Source organism: Acinetobacter sp. 8I-beige, assembly GCF_902505955.1.
GTDB lineage: Bacteria > Pseudomonadota > Gammaproteobacteria > Pseudomonadales > Moraxellaceae > Acinetobacter > Acinetobacter johnsonii.
This window is the reverse complement of record NZ_LR732790.1, coordinates 2,047,952-2,066,486: the sequence shown is the minus strand read 5'-3', so window position 1 is coordinate 2,066,486 and position 18,535 is coordinate 2,047,952. Positions and strand designations below refer to the sequence as shown.

At 41.2% G+C, this 18,535-nt stretch carries 15 protein-coding genes, 2 tRNA genes and 3 rRNA genes; 12 read left to right on the top strand and 8 right to left on the bottom strand.

Annotated elements, in window-relative coordinates; all coding sequences use genetic code 11:
• Nucleotides 1-39: 39 nt before the first annotated feature.
• Nucleotides 40-708 carry an acetoacetate decarboxylase family protein gene (locus tag GVX98_RS09930; protein ID WP_159127921.1) on the bottom strand — a complete coding sequence of 223 codons (669 nt, stop codon included), beginning with the start codon at nucleotides 706-708 and terminating at the stop codon, nucleotides 40-42.
• Nucleotides 709-804: 96 nt separating this feature from the next.
• Here GVX98_RS09930 and GVX98_RS09925 point away from each other — a divergent pair, with 96 nt between their 5' ends.
• The 6 genes from GVX98_RS09925 to rrf all read left to right on the top strand — a co-directional run bounded on the left by GVX98_RS09925 (nucleotide 805) and on the right by rrf (nucleotide 7,298).
• On the top strand, nucleotides 805-1,374 hold the full coding sequence (locus tag GVX98_RS09925) for a peptidylprolyl isomerase (protein WP_005402030.1): 570 nt from the start codon (nucleotides 805-807) through the stop codon (nucleotides 1,372-1,374).
• A 486-nt stretch (nucleotides 1,375-1,860) separates the two neighbouring features.
• Nucleotides 1,861-3,398 (top strand): 16S ribosomal RNA (locus tag GVX98_RS09920).
• Nucleotides 3,399-3,459: 61 nt separating this feature from the next.
• A tRNA-Ile gene (locus tag GVX98_RS09915) sits at nucleotides 3,460-3,536 on the top strand.
• 68 nt (nucleotides 3,537-3,604) lie between these two features.
• A tRNA-Ala gene (locus tag GVX98_RS09910) sits at nucleotides 3,605-3,680 on the top strand.
• A gap of 371 nt (nucleotides 3,681-4,051) precedes the next feature.
• Nucleotides 4,052-6,945, top strand: a 23S ribosomal RNA gene (locus tag GVX98_RS09905).
• A gap of 238 nt (nucleotides 6,946-7,183) precedes the next feature.
• Nucleotides 7,184-7,298 (top strand): 5S ribosomal RNA (rrf, locus tag GVX98_RS09900).
• Together the 16S, 23S and 5S rRNA genes with 2 tRNA genes alongside form the textbook arrangement of a ribosomal RNA operon.
• A 649-nt stretch (nucleotides 7,299-7,947) precedes the next feature.
• On the opposite strand, the gene GVX98_RS09890 is transcribed toward rrf, so the two are convergent.
• Entirely contained in the window at nucleotides 7,948-9,018 is a 1,071-nt protein-coding gene (locus GVX98_RS09890; protein ID WP_159127919.1) for a UDP-N-acetylglucosamine 2-epimerase, read from the bottom strand.
• A 233-nt stretch (nucleotides 9,019-9,251) separates the two neighbouring features.
• On the opposite strand from GVX98_RS09890, the gene GVX98_RS09885 reads away from it, so the two are divergent.
• The gene (locus GVX98_RS09885) at nucleotides 9,252-9,701 is read left to right on the top strand and encodes a pilin (RefSeq protein ID WP_159127918.1); all 450 of its coding nucleotides are present in this window, start codon (nucleotides 9,252-9,254) and stop codon (nucleotides 9,699-9,701) included.
• A gap of 33 nt (nucleotides 9,702-9,734) precedes the next feature.
• Here the strand turns inward: GVX98_RS09885 and bfr are convergent, their stop codons facing one another.
• The 6 genes from bfr to gmk all read right to left on the bottom strand — a co-directional run bounded on the left by bfr (nucleotide 9,735) and on the right by gmk (nucleotide 14,559).
• A complete protein-coding gene (gene bfr, locus GVX98_RS09880; RefSeq protein ID WP_151835971.1) occupies nucleotides 9,735-10,199 on the bottom strand; it encodes a bacterioferritin in 465 nt (154 codons plus the stop codon).
• Nucleotides 10,200-10,451: 252 nt separating this feature from the next.
• On the bottom strand, nucleotides 10,452-10,646 hold the full coding sequence (locus tag GVX98_RS09875; protein WP_010327639.1) for a bacterioferritin-associated ferredoxin: 195 nt from the start codon (nucleotides 10,644-10,646) through the stop codon (nucleotides 10,452-10,454).
• 154 nt (nucleotides 10,647-10,800) lie between these two features.
• A complete protein-coding gene (locus tag GVX98_RS09870; protein WP_004691470.1) occupies nucleotides 10,801-11,184 on the bottom strand; it encodes a RidA family protein in 384 nt (127 codons plus the stop codon).
• Between the two features lie 69 nt (nucleotides 11,185-11,253).
• The gene (locus GVX98_RS09865; RefSeq protein ID WP_159127917.1) at nucleotides 11,254-13,353 is read right to left on the bottom strand and encodes a bifunctional (p)ppGpp synthetase/guanosine-3',5'-bis(diphosphate) 3'-pyrophosphohydrolase; all 2,100 of its coding nucleotides are present in this window, start codon (nucleotides 13,351-13,353) and stop codon (nucleotides 11,254-11,256) included.
• A 223-nt stretch (nucleotides 13,354-13,576) separates the two neighbouring features.
• On the bottom strand, nucleotides 13,577-13,858 hold the full coding sequence (rpoZ, locus tag GVX98_RS09860; protein ID WP_004978050.1) for a DNA-directed RNA polymerase subunit omega: 282 nt from the start codon (nucleotides 13,856-13,858) through the stop codon (nucleotides 13,577-13,579).
• A gap of 77 nt (nucleotides 13,859-13,935) precedes the next feature.
• Nucleotides 13,936-14,559, bottom strand: a complete 624-nt coding sequence (gene gmk, locus GVX98_RS09855) for a guanylate kinase (RefSeq protein WP_005401338.1) — start codon at nucleotides 14,557-14,559, stop codon at nucleotides 13,936-13,938.
• Between the two features lie 134 nt (nucleotides 14,560-14,693).
• Between gmk and ispH the strand changes: the two genes are divergently transcribed.
• From ispH to GVX98_RS09830, 5 genes are all read left to right on the top strand, one after another.
• Complete coding sequence (gene ispH / locus GVX98_RS09850; RefSeq protein ID WP_004978047.1) at nucleotides 14,694-15,644, top strand: 4-hydroxy-3-methylbut-2-enyl diphosphate reductase; 951 nt, start codon at nucleotides 14,694-14,696, stop codon at nucleotides 15,642-15,644.
• A gap of 165 nt (nucleotides 15,645-15,809) precedes the next feature.
• Entirely contained in the window at nucleotides 15,810-16,259 is a 450-nt protein-coding gene (locus GVX98_RS09845) for a prepilin-type N-terminal cleavage/methylation domain-containing protein (protein ID WP_159127916.1), read from the top strand.
• On the top strand, nucleotides 16,256-16,768 hold the full coding sequence (gene pilV, locus GVX98_RS09840; RefSeq protein WP_159127915.1) for a type IV pilus modification protein PilV: 513 nt from the start codon (nucleotides 16,256-16,258) through the stop codon (nucleotides 16,766-16,768). Before GVX98_RS09845 ends, pilV begins: the two co-directional genes overlap by 4 nt.
• A gap of 1 nt (nucleotide 16,769) precedes the next feature.
• Nucleotides 16,770-17,678, top strand: a complete 909-nt coding sequence (locus GVX98_RS09835; protein WP_159127914.1) for a PilW family protein — start codon at nucleotides 16,770-16,772, stop codon at nucleotides 17,676-17,678.
• The gene (locus GVX98_RS09830; RefSeq protein WP_159127913.1) at nucleotides 17,675-18,529 is read left to right on the top strand and encodes a pilus assembly protein PilX; all 855 of its coding nucleotides are present in this window, start codon (nucleotides 17,675-17,677) and stop codon (nucleotides 18,527-18,529) included. Before GVX98_RS09835 ends, GVX98_RS09830 begins: the two co-directional genes overlap by 4 nt.
• The last annotated feature ends 6 nt before the right edge of the window (nucleotides 18,530-18,535 follow it).

Here is an 18,535-nt window from a genome sequence, read left to right as displayed (position 1 = left end):
GAATTTTCAAAAGAATGTTTCACGTGGAACATTCTTTTTTTATTTAGAGCGGATTTTGGCTTTTGGAAAAACCAGCTGAAAGCTCGGGACATAAAAACTTTGTAGAGCCTTGGCTTGGCCAAAGTCTGGAAAGAGAGTGGTATGGTTTTGCCATTCAAATTTTTTCAGTTTCATTAGTTTTGCGCGAAACTGTGGAGAAAACTCATAACGTTGACCTTGCCACGCTTGCTGTATTTTGAGCATAGAACGTGGAATGTGATGACTATTAATATAAAACGGACGTGCCTTTTTACATTGGGTGAGTGTTAAACGTAGTGTTTGGTTTTGAGTACTAAGCTGGCATTGTGTAGTTTCATTCTGAGTATGCCAATCAAACTGAGCGAACTCTTTCGGAATACCCCAAAGTTGTTGACCATGTTCAACTGAAATCTGTGTAGACACATAAATTTTAGGAATCGAGCTTAAACGCCGTTTGCTCAGTAAAGGATGGTCAAGCAAAAGCAGTTCATCATAAGGTCCAACAGGGGATTGATGATAACGAACCAACATGATTTGAACCACACGACCAATCGAGGAAGGCGCGATACGAAACGCTTTATATTGTCGGATAAATTGCGGACTAATCCAATAATTCAAAATAAAGGCTTCACCTTGTAAATGCCAAGGTGGAAATTGACTCAATTGAGGCAGGGCTAAAGCTTCATTCATCGTTATTCTCGTTTTCTTAGAAGAAGTAGTGTTTTATTTATACTGAACGATTAATATACCGAAATCTAATAACATCTGAATGCTGTGAGTAACGAAATGTTAAAGAAGAGTTTAGTTGCAGTGGCGGCTACATGTATGAGTATGGCGGTCATGGCAAATAACACGATTGTTGAAATGAAAACATCAATGGGCAACATCGAAATTGAACTGTTTAATGATAAAGCACCAATCTCAGCAAAAAACTTTGAAGATTATACGAAAGCTAAGTTTTATAACGGCACGATCTTTCATCGCGTCATTCCGGGTTTTATGGTGCAAGGTGGGGGCATGACTGCTGACCTGGTAGAAAAACCAACACGACCAGCCATTCAAAATGAATCAAGTAATGGTCTATCGAATAAACGTGGCACTTTGGCGATGGCACGAACCAACCTACCGCATTCTGCAACCAGTCAGTTCTTTATTAATGTGGTGGATAATAACTTTCTAGATAGAAGTACCAATAACGCAGGTTATGCGGTTTTTGGTCAGGTCACTAAAGGTATGGATGTGGTGGATAAGATCACTAAAGTACCGACAGGACGTGCAGGGCCACATCAAGATGTACCGAAACAACCTGTTAAAATTCTCAGTGTGAATATTAAAGCAGCAGCAGTGCAAAAGTAATGAAAAAAGAAAGCAGAAATATTAAATGTATATTTCTGCTTTAAAATTATTGAGTTAAGTTCATGGTTGTTTGTTTTTGAACCTTTTTAGTGCATAAAAATACAACACTCAATAAAACAACCAGTTAAAAGCACTTGCAAAGCTTTAGAAATCCTCTAGAATGCACCCCATACCGACGAGATAGACGGAAACGAACGAAGCACGAAGTGCTGAGTTGTTAAGTATATTGAGTCCAGCTTCTAGCACTGACGAGGTGTTAGAAAGATCATTAAGAGATTATGAAGAACAACTTGTGTGGATTTTTACTGATTGATCGATCAAGATCATTAAGAGATTATGAAGAACAACTTGTGTGGATTTTTACTGATTGATCGATCGAAAATATTTCATTGATTGAATGGTAAAAATTACTCGAAGTTTATTTGAGAAATATTTGTCAGAAAATTGATGAGCCAAGATTTGTAGCCATAAGCTACTAATGATTTTTAACTGAAGAGTTTGATCATGGCTCAGATTGAACGCTGGCGGCAGGCTTAACACATGCAAGTCGAGCGGGGAGATGTAGCTTGCTACATTTCCTAGCGGCGGACGGGTGAGTAATGCTTAGGAATCTGCCTATTAGTGGGGGACAACATTCCGAAAGGAATGCTAATACCGCATACGCCCTACGGGGGAAAGCAGGGGATCTTCGGACCTTGCGCTAATAGATGAGCCTAAGTCAGATTAGCTAGTTGGTGGGGTAAAGGCCTACCAAGGCGACGATCTGTAGCGGGTCTGAGAGGATGATCCGCCACACTGGGACTGAGACACGGCCCAGACTCCTACGGGAGGCAGCAGTGGGGAATATTGGACAATGGGCGAAAGCCTGATCCAGCCATGCCGCGTGTGTGAAGAAGGCCTTTTGGTTGTAAAGCACTTTAAGCGAGGAGGAGGCTACTTGGATTAATACTCTAGGATAGTGGACGTTACTCGCAGAATAAGCACCGGCTAACTCTGTGCCAGCAGCCGCGGTAATACAGAGGGTGCGAGCGTTAATCGGATTTACTGGGCGTAAAGCGTGCGTAGGCGGCTTTTTAAGTCGGATGTGAAATCCCTGAGCTTAACTTAGGAATTGCATTCGATACTGGGAAGCTAGAGTATGGGAGAGGATGGTAGAATTCCAGGTGTAGCGGTGAAATGCGTAGAGATCTGGAGGAATACCGATGGCGAAGGCAGCCATCTGGCCTAATACTGACGCTGAGGTACGAAAGCATGGGGAGCAAACAGGATTAGATACCCTGGTAGTCCATGCCGTAAACGATGTCTACTAGCCGTTGGGGCCTTTGAGGCTTTAGTGGCGCAGCTAACGCGATAAGTAGACCGCCTGGGGAGTACGGTCGCAAGACTAAAACTCAAATGAATTGACGGGGGCCCGCACAAGCGGTGGAGCATGTGGTTTAATTCGATGCAACGCGAAGAACCTTACCTGGTCTTGACATAGTAAGAACTTTCCAGAGATGGATTGGTGCCTTCGGGAACTTACATACAGGTGCTGCATGGCTGTCGTCAGCTCGTGTCGTGAGATGTTGGGTTAAGTCCCGCAACGAGCGCAACCCTTTTCCTTATTTGCCAGCGGGTTAAGCCGGGAACTTTAAGGATACTGCCAGTGACAAACTGGAGGAAGGCGGGGACGACGTCAAGTCATCATGGCCCTTACGACCAGGGCTACACACGTGCTACAATGGTCGGTACAAAGGGTTGCTACCTAGCGATAGGATGCTAATCTCAAAAAGCCGATCGTAGTCCGGATTGGAGTCTGCAACTCGACTCCATGAAGTCGGAATCGCTAGTAATCGCGGATCAGAATGCCGCGGTGAATACGTTCCCGGGCCTTGTACACACCGCCCGTCACACCATGGGAATTTGTTGCACCAGAAGTAGGTAGTCTAACCGCAAGGAGGACGCTTACCACGGTGTGGCCGATGACTGGGGTGAAGTCGTAACAAGGTAGCCGTAGGGGAACCTGCGGCTGGATCACCTCCTTAACGAAAGATTGACGATTGGTAAGAATCCACAACAAGTTGTTCTTCATGACGATGTATCTGAGGGTCTGTAGCTCAGTTGGTTAGAGCACACGCTTGATAAGCGTGGGGTCACAAGTTCAAGTCTTGTCAGACCCACCAAATCTGACTAACAAGCATTATTAAATGCTGAATACAGAAAACCAGAAACATTGACTTATTGATAAGCTGGGGACTTAGCTTAGTTGGTAGAGCGCCTGCTTTGCACGCAGGAGGTCAGGAGTTCGACTCTCCTAGTCTCCACCATATATTGTTCATCAATATATAAGCTAAGAAGTTAGATTATAGAAATTAGTAAGAAGTAGACATTGGTTTACATTTTATTAACTTCTGTGATTTATCACAGTTTCCTGACCTGACGAAGGCTGGAAAAATCATTAACAGAATATATTTGAGTTGAAATAATTTGTTCATACTCGTTTTTAAGATCGACATTAACAGTGATTTATTACTGATTGATGAAGATTGAAGAAATGAGTTACTAGCGAAATTAACTGAATCAAGCGTTTTGGTATGTGAATTGAATTGAAGCTGTACAGTGCTTAAGTGCACAGTACTTCAAACTGTAATGTTGAACGTTCTCACTTGTAGGAACGATCGACTGTTTGGGGTTGTATAGTCAAGTAATTAAGTGCATGTGGTGGATGCCTTGGCAGTCAGAGGCGATGAAAGACGTAATAGCCTGCGATAAGCTCCGGGGAGGCGGCAAATATCCTGTGATCCGGAGATTTCTGAATGGGGAAACCCACCTGTCATAAGGCAGGTATCGTATGATGAATACATAGTCATACGAGGCGAACGAGGGGAAGTGAAACATCTCAGTACCCTTAGGAAAAGAAATCAATTGAGATTCCCTCAGTAGCGGCGAGCGAACGGGGAAAAGCCCATTAAGTCATATAAGTTCTAGTGGAATGCTCTGGGAAGTGCAACCATAGTGGGTGATAGTCCTGTACACGAAAGGGCTTATATGATGATGTCGAGTAGGGCGGGGCACGTGAAACCTTGTCTGAATATGGGGGGACCATCCTCCAAGGCTAAATACTCCTGACTGACCGATAGTGAACCAGTACCGTGAGGGAAAGGCGAAAAGAACCCCTGTGAGGGGAGTGAAATAGATCCTGAAACCGCATGCATACAAGCAGTGGGAGCCGACTTGTTCGGTGACTGCGTACCTTTTGTATAATGGGTCAGCGACTTACATTCAGTAGCGAGGTTAACCGCATAGGGGAGCCGTAGAGAAATCGAGTCTTAATAGGGCGTTTAGTTGCTGGGTGTAGACCCGAAACCGGGTGATCTATCCATGAGCAGGTTGAAGGTTGGGTAACACTAACTGGAGGACCGAACCCACTGTCGTTGAAAAGCCAGGGGATGACTTGTGGATAGGGGTGAAAGGCTAATCAAACTCGGTGATAGCTGGTTCTCCCCGAAAGCTATTTAGGTAGCGCCTCGGACGAATACCATTGGGGGTAGAGCACTGTTTCGGCTAGGGGGTCATCCCGACTTACCAAACCGATGCAAACTCCGAATACCAATGAGTACTATCCGGGAGACAGACTGCGGGTGCTAACGTCCGTAGTCAAGAGGAAAACAATCCAGACCGCCAGCTAAGGCCCCAAAATTATAGTTAAGTGGGAAACGATGTGGGAAGGCATAGACAGCTAGGAGGTTGGCTTAGAAGCAGCCACCCTTTAAAGAAAGCGTAATAGCTCACTAGTCGAGTCGGCCTGCGCGGAAGATGTAACGGGGCTAAAACTATATGCCGAAGCTGCGGATTTGCAATTTATTGCAAGTGGTAGGGGAGCGTTCTGTAAGCCGATGAAGGTGTATTGAGAAGTATGCTGGAGGTATCAGAAGTGCGAATGCTGACGTGAGTAACGACAATGCGAGTGAAAAACTCGCACGCTGAAAGACCAAGGGTTCCAGTCCAACGTTAATCGGGGCTGGGTGAGTCGACCCCTAAGGCGAGGCCGAGAGGCGTAGTCGATGGGAAATTGGTTAATATTCCAATACTTCTATGTAATGCGATGAGAGGACGGAGAAGGTTAAGTCAGCCTGGCGTTGGTTGTCCAGGTGGAAGGTTGTAGGCATGTATCTTAGGCAAATCCGGGGTACTCTATGCTGAGAACTGATAGCAAGCTGTACTTGTACAGTGAAGTGGCTGATACCATGCTTCCAGGAAAAGTCTCTAAGCTTCAGTTACATAGGAATCGTACCCGAAACCGACACAGGTGGTCAGGTCGAGTAGACCAAAGCGCTTGAGAGAACTCTGCTGAAGGAACTAGGCAAAATGGTACCGTAACTTCGGGAGAAGGTACGCTGCCGACGGTGATAGGATTTACTCCTTGAGCTATTGGCAGCCACAGAAACCAGGCCCCTGCAACTGTTTATTAAAAACATAGCACTCTGCAAACACGAAAGTGGACGTATAGGGTGTGATGCCTGCCCGGTGCTGGAAGGTTAATTGATGGGGTTAGCGTAAGCGAAGCTCTTGATCGAAGCCCCAGTAAACGGCGGCCGTAACTATAACGGTCCTAAGGTAGCGAAATTCCTTGTCGGGTAAGTTCCGACCTGCACGAATGGCATAATGATGGGGGCGCTGTCTCCAGCAGAGACTCAGTGAAATCGAATTCGCCGTGAAGATGCGGTGTACCCGCGGCTAGACGGAAAGACCCCGTGAACCTTTACTGCAGCTTGACATTGAACTTTGATCTTACTTGTGTAGGATAGGTGGGAGGCTTTGAAACCGAGACGCTAGTTTCGGTGGAGCCAATCTTGAAATACCACCCTGGTAATATTGAGGTTCTAACTCTGTCCCGTTATCCGGGACGAGGACCATGTCTGGTGGGTAGTTTGACTGGGGCGGTCTCCTCCTAAAGAGTAACGGAGGAGTACGAAGGTGCGCTCAGCGTGGTCGGAAATCACGCGTAGAGTATAAAGGCAAAAGCGCGCTTAACTGCGAGACCCACAAGTCGAGCAGGTACGAAAGTAGGTCTTAGTGATCCGGTGGTTCTGTATGGAAGGGCCATCGCTCAACGGATAAAAGGTACTCTGGGGATAACAGGCTGATACCGCCCAAGAGTTCATATCGACGGCGGTGTTTGGCACCTCGATGTCGGCTCATCTCATCCTGGGGCTGAAGCAGGTCCCAAGGGTATGGCTGTTCGCCATTTAAAGAGGTACGCGAGCTGGGTTTAGAACGTCGTGAGACAGTTCGGTCCCTATCTACCGTGGGCGTTGGAAATTTGAGAGGATCTGCTCCTAGTACGAGAGGACCAGAGTGGACGAACCTCTGGTGTACCGGTTGTGACGCCAGTCGCATCGCCGGGTAGCTATGTTCGGAAGGGATAACCGCTGAAAGCATCTAAGCGGGAAGCCTACCTCAAGATAAGATTTCCCTAGGACTTTATGTCCTCTAAAGAGCCGTTGAAGACTACGACGTTGATAGGTTGGATGTGGAAGCATAGTGATATGTGAAGCTGACCAATACTAATTGCTCGTGAGGCTTGACTATACAACACCCAAACAGTTGGTGTTGTGGTTCAAATCACTGTAAACAACTTGATTTAGTTATAAAGCTAGATACATGAGCGAGGAATAAACAAACATTAATTATGTTTGTCCGAGCGCAAGACATAAAGCTATGCTTTATGTTAAAATCAACTCAAATATACCTGTTAATAACTCATTTGATGAAAGTTAGGCATACACAATGTGTAAATAAGACCCAACGAATAGTCATAAACAGTTGTGCTGGCGACAATAGCAAGAGTGAACCACCTGATCCCTTCCCGAACTCAGAAGTGAAACCTCTTAGCGCTGATGGTAGTGTGGAGTTATCCATGTGAGAGTAAGTCATCGCCAGCTCATTAATTCAAATCCCCCTCCGCTTATAGCTGAGGGGGATTTTTTTATGCACGAAAGGTTAAATAATATAAATAAAGAATTATTAAGAGGGAAAAATAAGAAGAAGTAANGTATTAATATCTCTTGGGAAAAAATTATTTGTATCAATACCATTGGGTATTAAAATGGTTTTTTTGCATAAGGGGGTTGAGTCATTTTTTAATTTATTACTTGCAAATAAACATATGTCAGATTTTTTCAATAAGAAATTATAAGAATTAAAACCTAGAAAATTCTTATAACCAGAAAAAGTATTGTATTTGTCATAAACATCAAAGATAAATTTGGCGAAACATATTTTTGATAGAATTAAACCTAATAATCCAAGATAGCAATCTCCACTTGCTACAATGGTTTTAGGTCTTTCAAATATAATAATAAATATTAGTTTAAATATAAAAGAAAAACTGAAAATTGCGGTTGAAGAAACTTCTAATTGGTCATCTATGTCTTCTATTTTTTCTTTAGTGTGGTAATCAATTAACCATAATTTCGTTTTTGTTTTTTTAGACCAATGGTACGGTAATTGATAAATACGTCCGAATTTCTCAGAATAAGCATCCCTATTTGTATAGAAACGTTTACCAATGAAAAGTATGCTCATTTTGCTTTAAAGTCCTTTAATATATTGTGTAATTACTTTGCTAGGAGATTGCTTTAATATTTTTTTATTTTTTTTAAGACTTAAATATTTTTTAGAAAAAATATATTCAGTTAATTTTTCAATATCATTAATCAATATTGCATTTTCACCCAGTCCGTCTTGTCGTTCTGTCGTTTCTCTAAGTAATAAGGTTGGATGTCCAAAAAATGCAAGTTCCTCTTGATTGGATCCACCATCAGTAATTACTACTGTGCTAGTTAAAGCTAATTTAAGGAAATTCTGATAGTTCATTCTGGGTAGAAGCTTAATTTTATTATTTCTAGATAATGTATTTAAGAGATTATATTTCTCTAGCTTTTTTTCCGTTGCTGGATGTAAGACAAAATTGATTGAATAATTTTTGGATAAGGAGTGAAGCATATTTGATATATCATTTAATCGATCTTTATTATAGATATTTTGAAATCGATGAATCGAAACTAAAATTATATTACTTTGTTGCCTACTCAAATTTTTATTTATATTTAAAAGATTAATACTATCAAGAATGGTATTACCAAAAGTATTTAATGCAGTTGTATTGGGGTAATGCTTCTGCATATGATCAAAGTCTTTTTGTGTTGGGCAGCAGGCGATATCGGTCGTTCTAAAAACAATTCTACGGATCATCTCTTCTGGAAAGGGGCTGAGAAGTTTTTTTGATGTTAGTCCACTCTCGAGGTGAATGACTTTATTGTTAGTAAGTTTTGCTGACAATGCACTAGCAAGTGTTGTAAGGGTATCGCCATGGACAAAAACATTTGCATTTTCGAATTTTCGTAGAAAATTAATAAGAAGTTTAAAAATTTTTGGAAACCAGCTTAGAAGAGCTAATATGTTTGAATGTTCTTTGTTGTTGGGAATTAAATGTATTGGACAGGTCTTAATTTTAAATTCATCAATGAGATCTTGCATGGTATCTCTGTGTTGTCCCGTCAGTATAAAAGTAACGGGTAATTGCTCTTTTTCAAAAAAGTAAATTACAGGAGCAACTTTTATCAATTGAGCCCTCGTGCCAACAATAAAGATATTGCTCATAAAATTTCCTTTTTATTAAACTATTAATTTTAATAGATTTAATTTTTTTTTTAAAGCTTTTATTTACTGATATAAAATTATTTGTATGACATTTTTGAAAATATTAGTGGCAAAAAATGTCACTTAATTTGGTTTAATATCTCATAGTTTTTGCAAATTTGAATAAAAACAAATGATTATGTTTTGGCACGATTTTTGTATTTTTGAGGTATGTCGGTATTGGGACGAATAAAATGCAAAAGGGTTTTACGTTAATAGAGCTTATGATTGTCGTTGCAATCATTGGTATTTTAGCTGCAATTGCAATCCCTGCGTATCAAAATTATACAACTCGTGCTCAGGTTTCTGAGGCTCTAGGTATGGCTAGTACTTATAAAGGAGATTTAATAGCAGTTTATGGTGATACTGGTGCTTGTCCTGTATCGTTATCTGATATGGGGGTGGTACCTACGGGGTTAATTAATTCAAAATATGTACAAAGTATTGCCTTAAATACAACTTATCCATCAGCTGTATGTGCTTTTGAGTTCACATTTAATAGTTCTGGTATGAATACTAGTGTTGCAGGCAAGAAGCTTATTTTTGCAATGATGAATTATGCTGGTAATGGCTCTGCACATTGGGAGTGTGCATCTACAGAAATTAGCCAATTATATTTACCTACAGCGTGTAAAGGTATTTAAGTTAAAGCCCGCAGTCACGGGCCTTAAAATGACTTAGATCTGACTCTGAATATAATTCTCTACACCGACTGTTTCAACTAGATCAAGTTGTGTTGTCGTCCAATCTAACCACTCTTCTTCTTTTTCTAAAATCTCTTGAACAAGATCTCGAGTAACGTAGTCTAGTTGCTCTTCTGCAAGCTTAGCAGCGGCTTGAATGGATTCAATGTTCTCTTTAACTTTACGCACATCGCAATTTAATACTTCAACAGTATGTTGACCGATGTAGAGTTTACCCAAGTGTTGTAGGTTTGGTAGACCCTCTAAAAAAAGAATACGTTCAATGATTTTGTCAGCATGCTTCATTTGGCGAATCGATTCTTTATATTCGGCAGAACCGAGTTGCTCAATCCCCCAATCATTAAACATACGAGAGTGTAGGAAATTTTGGTTAATGGCAGTTAAATGATGATAAAGCACCTGATTTAACTGATTAATTACATCACGATTGCCTTTCATGAGAAAGCTCCATTCAAACTGCGGCTTAAAAATAATATCAATAACTTATGAGAAATATCTTAAACAACAAAGTGGATTTTGGCGAGTAATTTATAGAACAGCAAATGAAAATCGCAATCAAAAGCATGCGGAATGGAAATTTGATTTTTAGGCATTTTAAGAGAAAACCCGCTTAGAGTCATAAGCGGGGGAGGAGCTACTCATAAAGAGTAAATTTATAATTATGATTATTCTAAAAAACGAATGAAATGCTTAGGCAGCAATAGCTAAGCGTGAGGCAATCGCAGAGACTTCAGCACTGATGATTGAGCGTGCTTCTGGTGCACAGCGACCACAGCATGTTCCGAGATCCAGCATCTCGCGAACTTCGCGATAACTGCCCGCACCATTTTCAACAGCGTCTTTAATATCTTGATCTGTAATACCACGGCATAAGCACACGTACATTTCAGCAAGCCACATGAAAGAAATAAGATAAGTGATATTATTGATAATTGTTATCGTTTGTCAATAAAAATCATTTGAAATTTCATTTGTCTTTATTGGAGTTTTGGATAAAAAAAAGCCACTCAATCGGTGGCTTTTTCTTAAAAAATATAACTTATTGATTAATAATCACAATACCATCCATCTCAACCAATGCATTTTTAGGTAGGCTTGCCACACCGAGCGCTGCGCGTGCTGGGTAAGGTTGTGCAAAATATTCACCCATAATTTGGTTGACCAACTGGAAGTTTGAAAGATCAGTTAAGAAAATATTCAGCTTCGCGATATCAGCCAGTGTTCCACCAGCGGCTTCACAGACAGCTTTTAAGTTATCAAATACACGGCGAATTTGTGCTTCAATGCCTTCAACCAACTCCATACTGTATGGGTCTAAACCGATCTGACCAGAAAGGTAAAGTGTATTGCCAACTAAGATTGCTTGCGAATAAGTGCCGATCGCAGCAGGGGCATTTTCAGTATGAATTACTTGGCGGGACATCGTGTTCTCCTATTATATTCACCATCAATCATAGCCTAGATTGGCATTAAAATGTGTGGATTTAAACAATTAACTCGCAATCGATGTTTCCGTAATGCTCGCTGGTTGAGCCAGTCGACTGATACGCGGGAAGCCAAAATGCATGCGTAGATCGCGAATAATTTTTGCAATTTGCTTACGATTGTGCACCACAACATTGACATAAGTCTTATCATCTTGATTACGCACCATTTCTACCCCGATTTTTTCTTTACGGCATTGATAAATTAGGTCAGAAATTTGTTCGTCATCCATGGCCATGTTAATCAATAAATATGCAGTAAAACTAATTTCTTCTTCATTCTCGTTAGTCCACTGCAACGGCATGATATTTTCAGGGTGCAGATGTTGTTCATGTAGGAGGTTATGACAACGTGCACGATGCACAATAAGACCGCGGCGTGATAAATGTCCTTGAATTGGGTCACCCAACACAGGGTTACAGCAATGTGCGTATTTAACATCGACACCCTCAGTACCTTGAATGAGTCTGTCAGATTCCTGTGCACTTTGGTCATGCGCAAACAAATGATTCGCAACCAATTGCGGCAGTAAATCGCCCACGGCAATTTGTTCAAAGAGTTGGTCTTTACTTTCAATATGTCGCCATTGTAAAAGTTCTAACCAATCTGATTCGGTTAAATCTTTAATGGATACATTGAATAGTTTTAAAGCGCGATTTAAAGCTTGTTGTCCAACAAGGCGTTGTTCTTCGATGTCTTGCTCACGCAGTATATTTTGTAAGGCACGACGGGCTTTTTGCGTGTTGACAAAGCTGAGCCAATCTGGGTTTGGGGTGGCCAAGACATCAGTAATAATTTCAATCACCTGACCACTGTGCAATGGCGTAGAAAGTGGTTTAGTTTCCCCATTGATTTTCGCACCTACCGCATGGTTACCTAAAAATAAGCTAGCAGAGTAGGCAAAATCGACTACCGTTGCACCTTGTGGTAACTCGTGTAGATGACCTTGTGGGGTATACACCCAAATTTTCTCTTGGTGTAAATAATCGAGCAGTTCGCTAAAAGTGGTTTTAGCACAGGCTCCATCGATCAAGACATTCAAGTTCTGCATCGAGGCTTGAATCGCAGAGCGGCAAGCTTGCGGAGCACTGTCGCCTAGGACTACACCAAAACGCGCAGCTTTGCGCATCAGTTCGGTTTGAATGGTGACTGATAAGGTTGTATTTTCACCTTTTAAACGTAGTAGTAGCGATTGGTTACCACCTGGGAGTGGTTTACGAATATGGTCTGCAAAGTGTAAAACTTGAAAACTCTCTCGCAACACATCGGCTAAGCGGTCACAGTCAGCAATACTATTTAGAATAATTTCAAAGGCATGACTATGCGTAAGTTCATGTAGATCAATGTCATTTTTTACAAAGTGACGTAACAGTTCGATATTATTATTTTTCTTTTTAATTCGACCTGAGATTTGATGGGTTTTTAATAGCTCAGTAAGATTATTTTCCCATTTGCTTTGATATTCACAGCGTTTGGGTTTGGTTTGCAGGAGGGCTTCTTGGACATTGTTATACATGTCGAGATCAAGGTTTTGATAACACAGATGTTCGAGGTTATCGCCCATCTCATTCATGCCAACAATACGTGCCATTGGGACAAAAATATCAAAGGTTTCTTGGGCAATACGCGCACGCTTATCGGGGCGTAGTGCATCCAAGGTAGTCATATTGTGATAACGATCAGCCAGTTTAATAATAATGACACGTGGGTCTTGTAGTGTAGCTTGCAGAATTTTTCGGAAAGAAGCGGCTTTGTTATATTCTTTATCGCTGGATTGACTAAGTTTGGTGACGCCATCGACCAATTCGGAAACGGTTTTTCCAAATTTTTCTGCAATATCTTCTTTGCTAAAGTCTGTGTCTTCAATCACATCATGTAAAAGTGCTGCCATCAGGGTTTCGGCATCTAGGCGCATATGCGCTAAAATACAACTGACTGCAATTGGGTGTAAAATGTAGGGTTCGCCACTTTTACGGGTAATACCATCATGGGCAATATCCGCATAATCACAGGCCGCAAGCACTCGCTCGACGTCGCTTTCAGTTAAGTAAGCATCGATAATAGTTTTGAGCTGTTGTTTAGCTTGGCTGACCATTGGGCCTGGCATAAAACACCTTTAAGACGTAGCAATTACAAGAAAATTTTACTGATCCTCTAATGAAAAACATATTGCATGAGTTGTCAAATTTTTCATTGAGAGAAAAGCAAAAAAGATACACCTAAACCACGATGAATCCTATCTTCTAGTTATAACGTGTATTGCACAAATATAAAAGTTATCCAATAAAAAAGCCTAGTTAAAAACTAGGCTTTTAAGCGATAAACTTTTCTTATTGGAAAGAAAAACCATCTAAATTCAAATTGTTTGCAGACAGTGCAAGATCAAGACTCGAAGTTTGGTAGTCTTGCTCACGTTGTTTCAAAATATCTTTAGAAACATGACCGATTGCGATTTCACGTAATGCAACAACAGTCGGTTTGTCATTGTCCCACTCAACAGTAGGTTCAATGCCTTGACGTGCCAATTGACGCGCGCGTTTGCTTGCCACTAGTACAAGCTCAAAGCGGTTGTCTACATGGTCTAAACAATCTTCAACGGTTACGCGTGCCATAAGAGTTCTCGTTACAAAGGCTAAAATTAAACAGACTGTGCAGTATAAAGTGCTTTGTCTGTAGACTCAAGTTTTAATCACTTTTCAACTGGGGTGATCAGCTCAGAAATCATTTTCTGATGACGACTTGCTTGCTGAGTAATGACCAAACGATTGGCAATAATTACAGACTCAAGATCATGCAATGCCTTATTAAAATCATCATTAATAATGACATAGTCGAAGTTAACATATTGTTGCATGTCTTCAACCGCACAGCCTAAACGACGCTCAATCACTTCAACCGAGTCTGTGCCACGGTTAGACAGACGTTGACGCAGATCAAACTGGCTTGGTGGTAAAATGAAAATTTGTTTAGAGTCAGGAAAAAGCTTACGCACTTGCTGTGCGCCTTGCCAGTCAATTTCTAATAGAACATCATGACCTTTCGCGAGTTGTTCTTTTACTGTAGCTTGAGCTGTACCGTAGTAATTACCGAAGACTTCAGCGTATTCAATAAAACCACCTTGTTCAACCAAGGCTAAAAATGAGTCTTTTTCGGTAAAATGGTAATGTACACCATCAAGTTCGCCGGGACGTTGCCCACGTGTAGTATGAGAAACAGAAACGTGAAGATTCGTTACACGGTCAAGGAGGGCTTTTACGAGGGATGTTTTGCCTGTTCCTGAAGCTGCAGAAACGACAAACAAGAGACCCGACATGATATTTTTCCTGATATGATAAAATATCTTCTCTATTTTAGAGCAGACAAGGTTTAAACGAAATAGCAAGGCGTCACTTTGTTTGCATTTATTTTATTAGTTTCCGCTGATTGAAAAGTGGTATCGAGGAACATATGGAAATTGTATTGGCCAATCCACGTGGTTTTTGTGCAGGTGTTGACCGTGCGATTGCCATCGTAAATCGTGCGCTCGAGTGCTTTAATCCCCCCATTTATGTACGACATGAAGTGGTACACAATAAATTTGTCGTGGACGATTTACGTCAACGGGGTGCAATTTTTGTCGATGAATTGGATGAAGTGCCTGATGACAATATTGTAATTTTTAGTGCACATGGGGTCTCTAAAGCGGTACAGATCGAAGCCGAACGTCGCGGTTTAAAAGTTTTTGATGCAACCTGTCCATTGGTGACCAAGGTTCATATTGAAGTTACTAAATATGCTCGTGAGGGAGTTGAGGCTATCTTAATTGGTCATGAAGGCCACCCTGAAGTTGAAGGTACCATGGGGCAATATGACCTGAAAAATGGTGGTGCGATTTATTTGGTTGAAGATGAACAAGACGTGGCCGAGCTTCAAGTGCATCATCCTGAGCGAGTGGCTTTTGTTACTCAAACAACCTTGTCGATTGACGATACTGCAAAAGTGATTGATGCGTTACGGGCGAAATTTCCTGAGATTCAAGGACCGCGTAAGGATGATATTTGTTATGCAACTCAAAACCGTCAAGATGCGGTGCGTGATTTAGCAACCCAATGTGATGTGGTTTTGGTAGTCGGTTCACCAAATTCATCGAATTCGAATCGTTTACGAGAATTGGCCGAGCGAATGGGTAAAGCCGCTTATTTGGTCGATAATGCAGATGAACTTCAACAGGCATGGTTTGAAAATATCGCTAAAGTTGGTGTCACAGCGGGTGCATCTGCACCTGAAATTTTAATTAAGCAAGTGATTCAACGATTACAAGACTGGGGTGCAACGCCACCACAAGAGCTTGCTGGAACGGAAGAAAATATTACCTTTAGTTTGCCAAAAGAGTTACGTATTGCGGTAACCCAAGCCTAAAAGGTAGATTGGTTAACATTCTAATTTTATTGAAAAATTGACAGATGATTGTAAATTGGCAATCATCTGTTTTTTTATGCCTTTTATCCTGTATTGTGCTGATTGTGTAAAGAATTAGAATATGATTTTAAATAGGGTAAAGTTTTGTTGCCTTGGGGAGGGAGTATGCAAAATCAACAAAAAGGGTTCACCTTAATTGAGCTGATGGTGACGATTGCTGTTATGGCAATTATCGCGATGATGGCCGCTCCTTCTTTTAATGAGATTAATTCGAATCAAAATCTGAAAAAAAGTACGAATACTCTAGTGCAGGAAATTAAGGCTGCGCGTACTAAGGCGATTTTAGAAAAAAGGGTAATCACATTAAATTTAGCTTCGTCGGCTTCTAACACGCAAACGGTTTTAAATTGGACTCAAGATGGAAATGTGGTTTTGAAAACGCCTACAAATAATAAGCTCTTATTTAATAGCAATGGTGTGATGACTAGTACATTTTTTGAAATTGTGCTCTGTAAGGCATCTGGTGCAACCACAGCTAAGCCAACTACAGCAAAAAAGATCACTTTAACGAAATTTGGTCAAATTGAAAAAATAGAAGATGGGAGTTGTCCATGAGCACAAGATCATCTCAGAAAGGTGTAGGAATGGTGGAAGTCCTTGTTGCCTTGGTTGTGTTAGCAATTGGTGTATTGGGCTATGTCATGCTGCAAGTTCGTGCTATGGAGGCAACCATTGAGGGAACACAGCGTATTCAGGCAATTAATATAGCTCGAGATTTGGCAGAGCGTGTGCGGGTTAATCGAGAGGGGTGGCTCGGGACAAATACGTATTTGGCAGAGTTTTCTGGTACTCAAGCACGTGCTGATACAACGCCAGATTGTGCGGCTGCGAATTGTACTGCTGCTCAATTGGCTGATTTTGATGTGGCTGAGCTATCAGCTTATGCAGTTCAATATGGCATGACTTTAGGTATGTCTGCATGTCCGAGCACGAATGGTCGTCAATGTTTATTTGTGGCTTGGGGAAACACCGTGGCTTCAAGCAGTACATCAAATACAAACTCATGTGTCAGCGGTAATGCTTATAGAACAAGTTCGACGTGTGTAATGATGGAGGTTTACTGAAATGAAAAAGCAAGCCGGATTTACACTTATAGAGCTGATGATTTCAATTGGTTTGGGGTTGATTATAGTTGCTTCAGCTTTAATGCTGTTTTTAAGCGGCCAGCGAAATGTAGCAATGCAAAAAAGCGCTGCGGATTTGCAGGATGATCAAAACTTCGGTTTGAACTACATTGCGAAAAATATTCGAAATGCAAATTTAAATAGTCCTTCTGCCAGTTTAAACAATGCCTCTCAATTTTCAGGCATTGTTTTTAGTAAAGCTAATCTTAGCTCCAGTTTGACAGGCTTACCTACTGATTTTAATGCAAAATTTATAACAGCAAATATTAGTACGCATACAAGTAATATGCGTTCAAAAATCAACACAACTTATACTGACGCTGTAAATGATCAGTTGGTAATTCAGTATAGGCCAACGCAGGCAGGCGGTTATGACTGTGAGGGTAATTTAATAAACTCTTCATATGTTGTTGAGCGTTATTTTGTACGAACAGATGCGAATGGAGGCGGTACGGCTGCCGAACGTTCGGCCTTGGCATGCGCTGCCAGTCAGTATGAAAGCTCTGATACAGATTTAGAGGCTGCGGCTACGGATGGCATATATGGAAGCGGGCAAATTATTATGAAAAGGGTAGATTTGTTCCATGTGCGTTTTCTGGTGGCGGGCAAGCGTTACATGACTGTTGCGGAATATAACACTAGTGTGGCTAAACCGCGTATTTTAGCTGTGCAGCTTGGGATTATTGCTCGTGCACCAGATGGAAGCGGTGAGCGTTCGATTTCTACAACTCAAGAATTTTCTTTATTAGGCCAAACATTTACACAAAAAACGACTTTTCCGAACCGTTATCTTAGAACACCAATTATGCAGACAGTTGCTTTAAGGAATGCACTGGGAGACCGTTCATGAGAAAAAAACAAGTTGGAGCGACTTTAATTATTGTATTGCTGTTATTGGTTGCGATTACGCTAATAGGTAGTTTGGCAATTCGATCGAGTGTACTTTCTTTAAAGGTGTCTACTATGAGTCAGGCGCAGCAGCTGCTGCTGCAGAACTCAGATGCTGCATTATTTAAGATTGAAGATCCCGCGCAATTGATGAGAAGCATGGCGCTGAACGGTATGTTTGGCTACATCAAAGGTGAAGATAATGTGGGTAAAGAACTGGTCTTTTGTTTCAAATCTGGAAATACGGACTTTTTTAGCCTTTCGAAGTCAAGCTTGATTAGCTGGAATGGTTCTTCTATTACAAATGATGGTCTGGGCAGTACTGGTTTTTGTAAAATGGAGAGCGGTTTTTTTACATCAGGACGTAGTGCCGTTATAACGCAAATTGCCGTTAAAGCGATGGATGCAAAAGATGCGATTGCTTTCCAGCATATGCAAAAGGGTACGGATCCTGAATCTTCCAAAAAAGACCCAGCGCAAATGTATACCATTTATGCGACTTCAATTTTTCCAAATTTAAGCTCAAGTGAGTTGAGTGACAGTGCGCTAAAAACAGCAGTAAACACATGCTTCAACTCACGTTTTAACAGTATTCCTTCTGACAAGCAAAGTGAGTTGGATGTGGATATTTTAAGTGAAAATGCAAAGATTAATGACCCAACGACCTCAGCAGACGATAAGGCTGAGAGTGAGGCAAAGAAAGCAAGTTTGGAATTGGCTAAAGTGACGGTTTCAGCTTGTCTGGCGAACCTCGGTGTGCCTACGCATACACAAGTTGCCAATTATGCTTTGACGCAAACATTAAGCAAGTAATGAGGA

What these genes read in the sequence shown, in the direction of transcription:
- GVX98_RS09885 (WP_159127918.1), top strand. Translation starts at nt 9,252, where the DNA reads ATGCAAAAGGGTTTTACGTTAATAGAGCTTATGATTGTCGTTGCAATC.
- gmk (WP_005401338.1), bottom strand. Translation starts at nt 14,559, where the DNA reads ATGTCGGGTCTCTTGTTTGTCGTTTCTGCAGCTTCAGGAACAGGCAAA.
- GVX98_RS09830 (WP_159127913.1), top strand. Translation starts at nt 17,675, where the DNA reads ATGAGAAAAAAACAAGTTGGAGCGACTTTAATTATTGTATTGCTGTTA.
- GVX98_RS09870 (WP_004691470.1), bottom strand. Translation starts at nt 11,184, where the DNA reads ATGTCCCGCCAAGTAATTCATACTGAAAATGCCCCTGCTGCGATCGGC.
- GVX98_RS09875 (WP_010327639.1), bottom strand. Translation starts at nt 10,646, where the DNA reads ATGTACGTGTGCTTATGCCGTGGTATTACAGATCAAGATATTAAAGAC.
- GVX98_RS09925 (WP_005402030.1), top strand. Translation starts at nt 805, where the DNA reads ATGTTAAAGAAGAGTTTAGTTGCAGTGGCGGCTACATGTATGAGTATG.
- GVX98_RS09835 (WP_159127914.1), top strand. Translation starts at nt 16,770, where the DNA reads ATGAAAAAGCAAGCCGGATTTACACTTATAGAGCTGATGATTTCAATT.
- bfr (WP_151835971.1), bottom strand. Translation starts at nt 10,199, where the DNA reads ATGAAAGGCAATCGTGATGTAATTAATCAGTTAAATCAGGTGCTTTAT.
- GVX98_RS09930 (WP_159127921.1), bottom strand. Translation starts at nt 708, where the DNA reads ATGAATGAAGCTTTAGCCCTGCCTCAATTGAGTCAATTTCCACCTTGG.
- pilV (WP_159127915.1), top strand. Translation starts at nt 16,256, where the DNA reads ATGAGCACAAGATCATCTCAGAAAGGTGTAGGAATGGTGGAAGTCCTT.
- GVX98_RS09865 (WP_159127917.1), bottom strand. Translation starts at nt 13,353, where the DNA reads ATGCCAGGCCCAATGGTCAGCCAAGCTAAACAACAGCTCAAAACTATT.
- GVX98_RS09845 (WP_159127916.1), top strand. Translation starts at nt 15,810, where the DNA reads ATGCAAAATCAACAAAAAGGGTTCACCTTAATTGAGCTGATGGTGACG.
- GVX98_RS09890 (WP_159127919.1), bottom strand. Translation starts at nt 9,018, where the DNA reads ATGAGCAATATCTTTATTGTTGGCACGAGGGCTCAATTGATAAAAGTT.
- ispH (WP_004978047.1), top strand. Translation starts at nt 14,694, where the DNA reads ATGGAAATTGTATTGGCCAATCCACGTGGTTTTTGTGCAGGTGTTGAC.
- rpoZ (WP_004978050.1), bottom strand. Translation starts at nt 13,858, where the DNA reads ATGGCACGCGTAACCGTTGAAGATTGTTTAGACCATGTAGACAACCGC.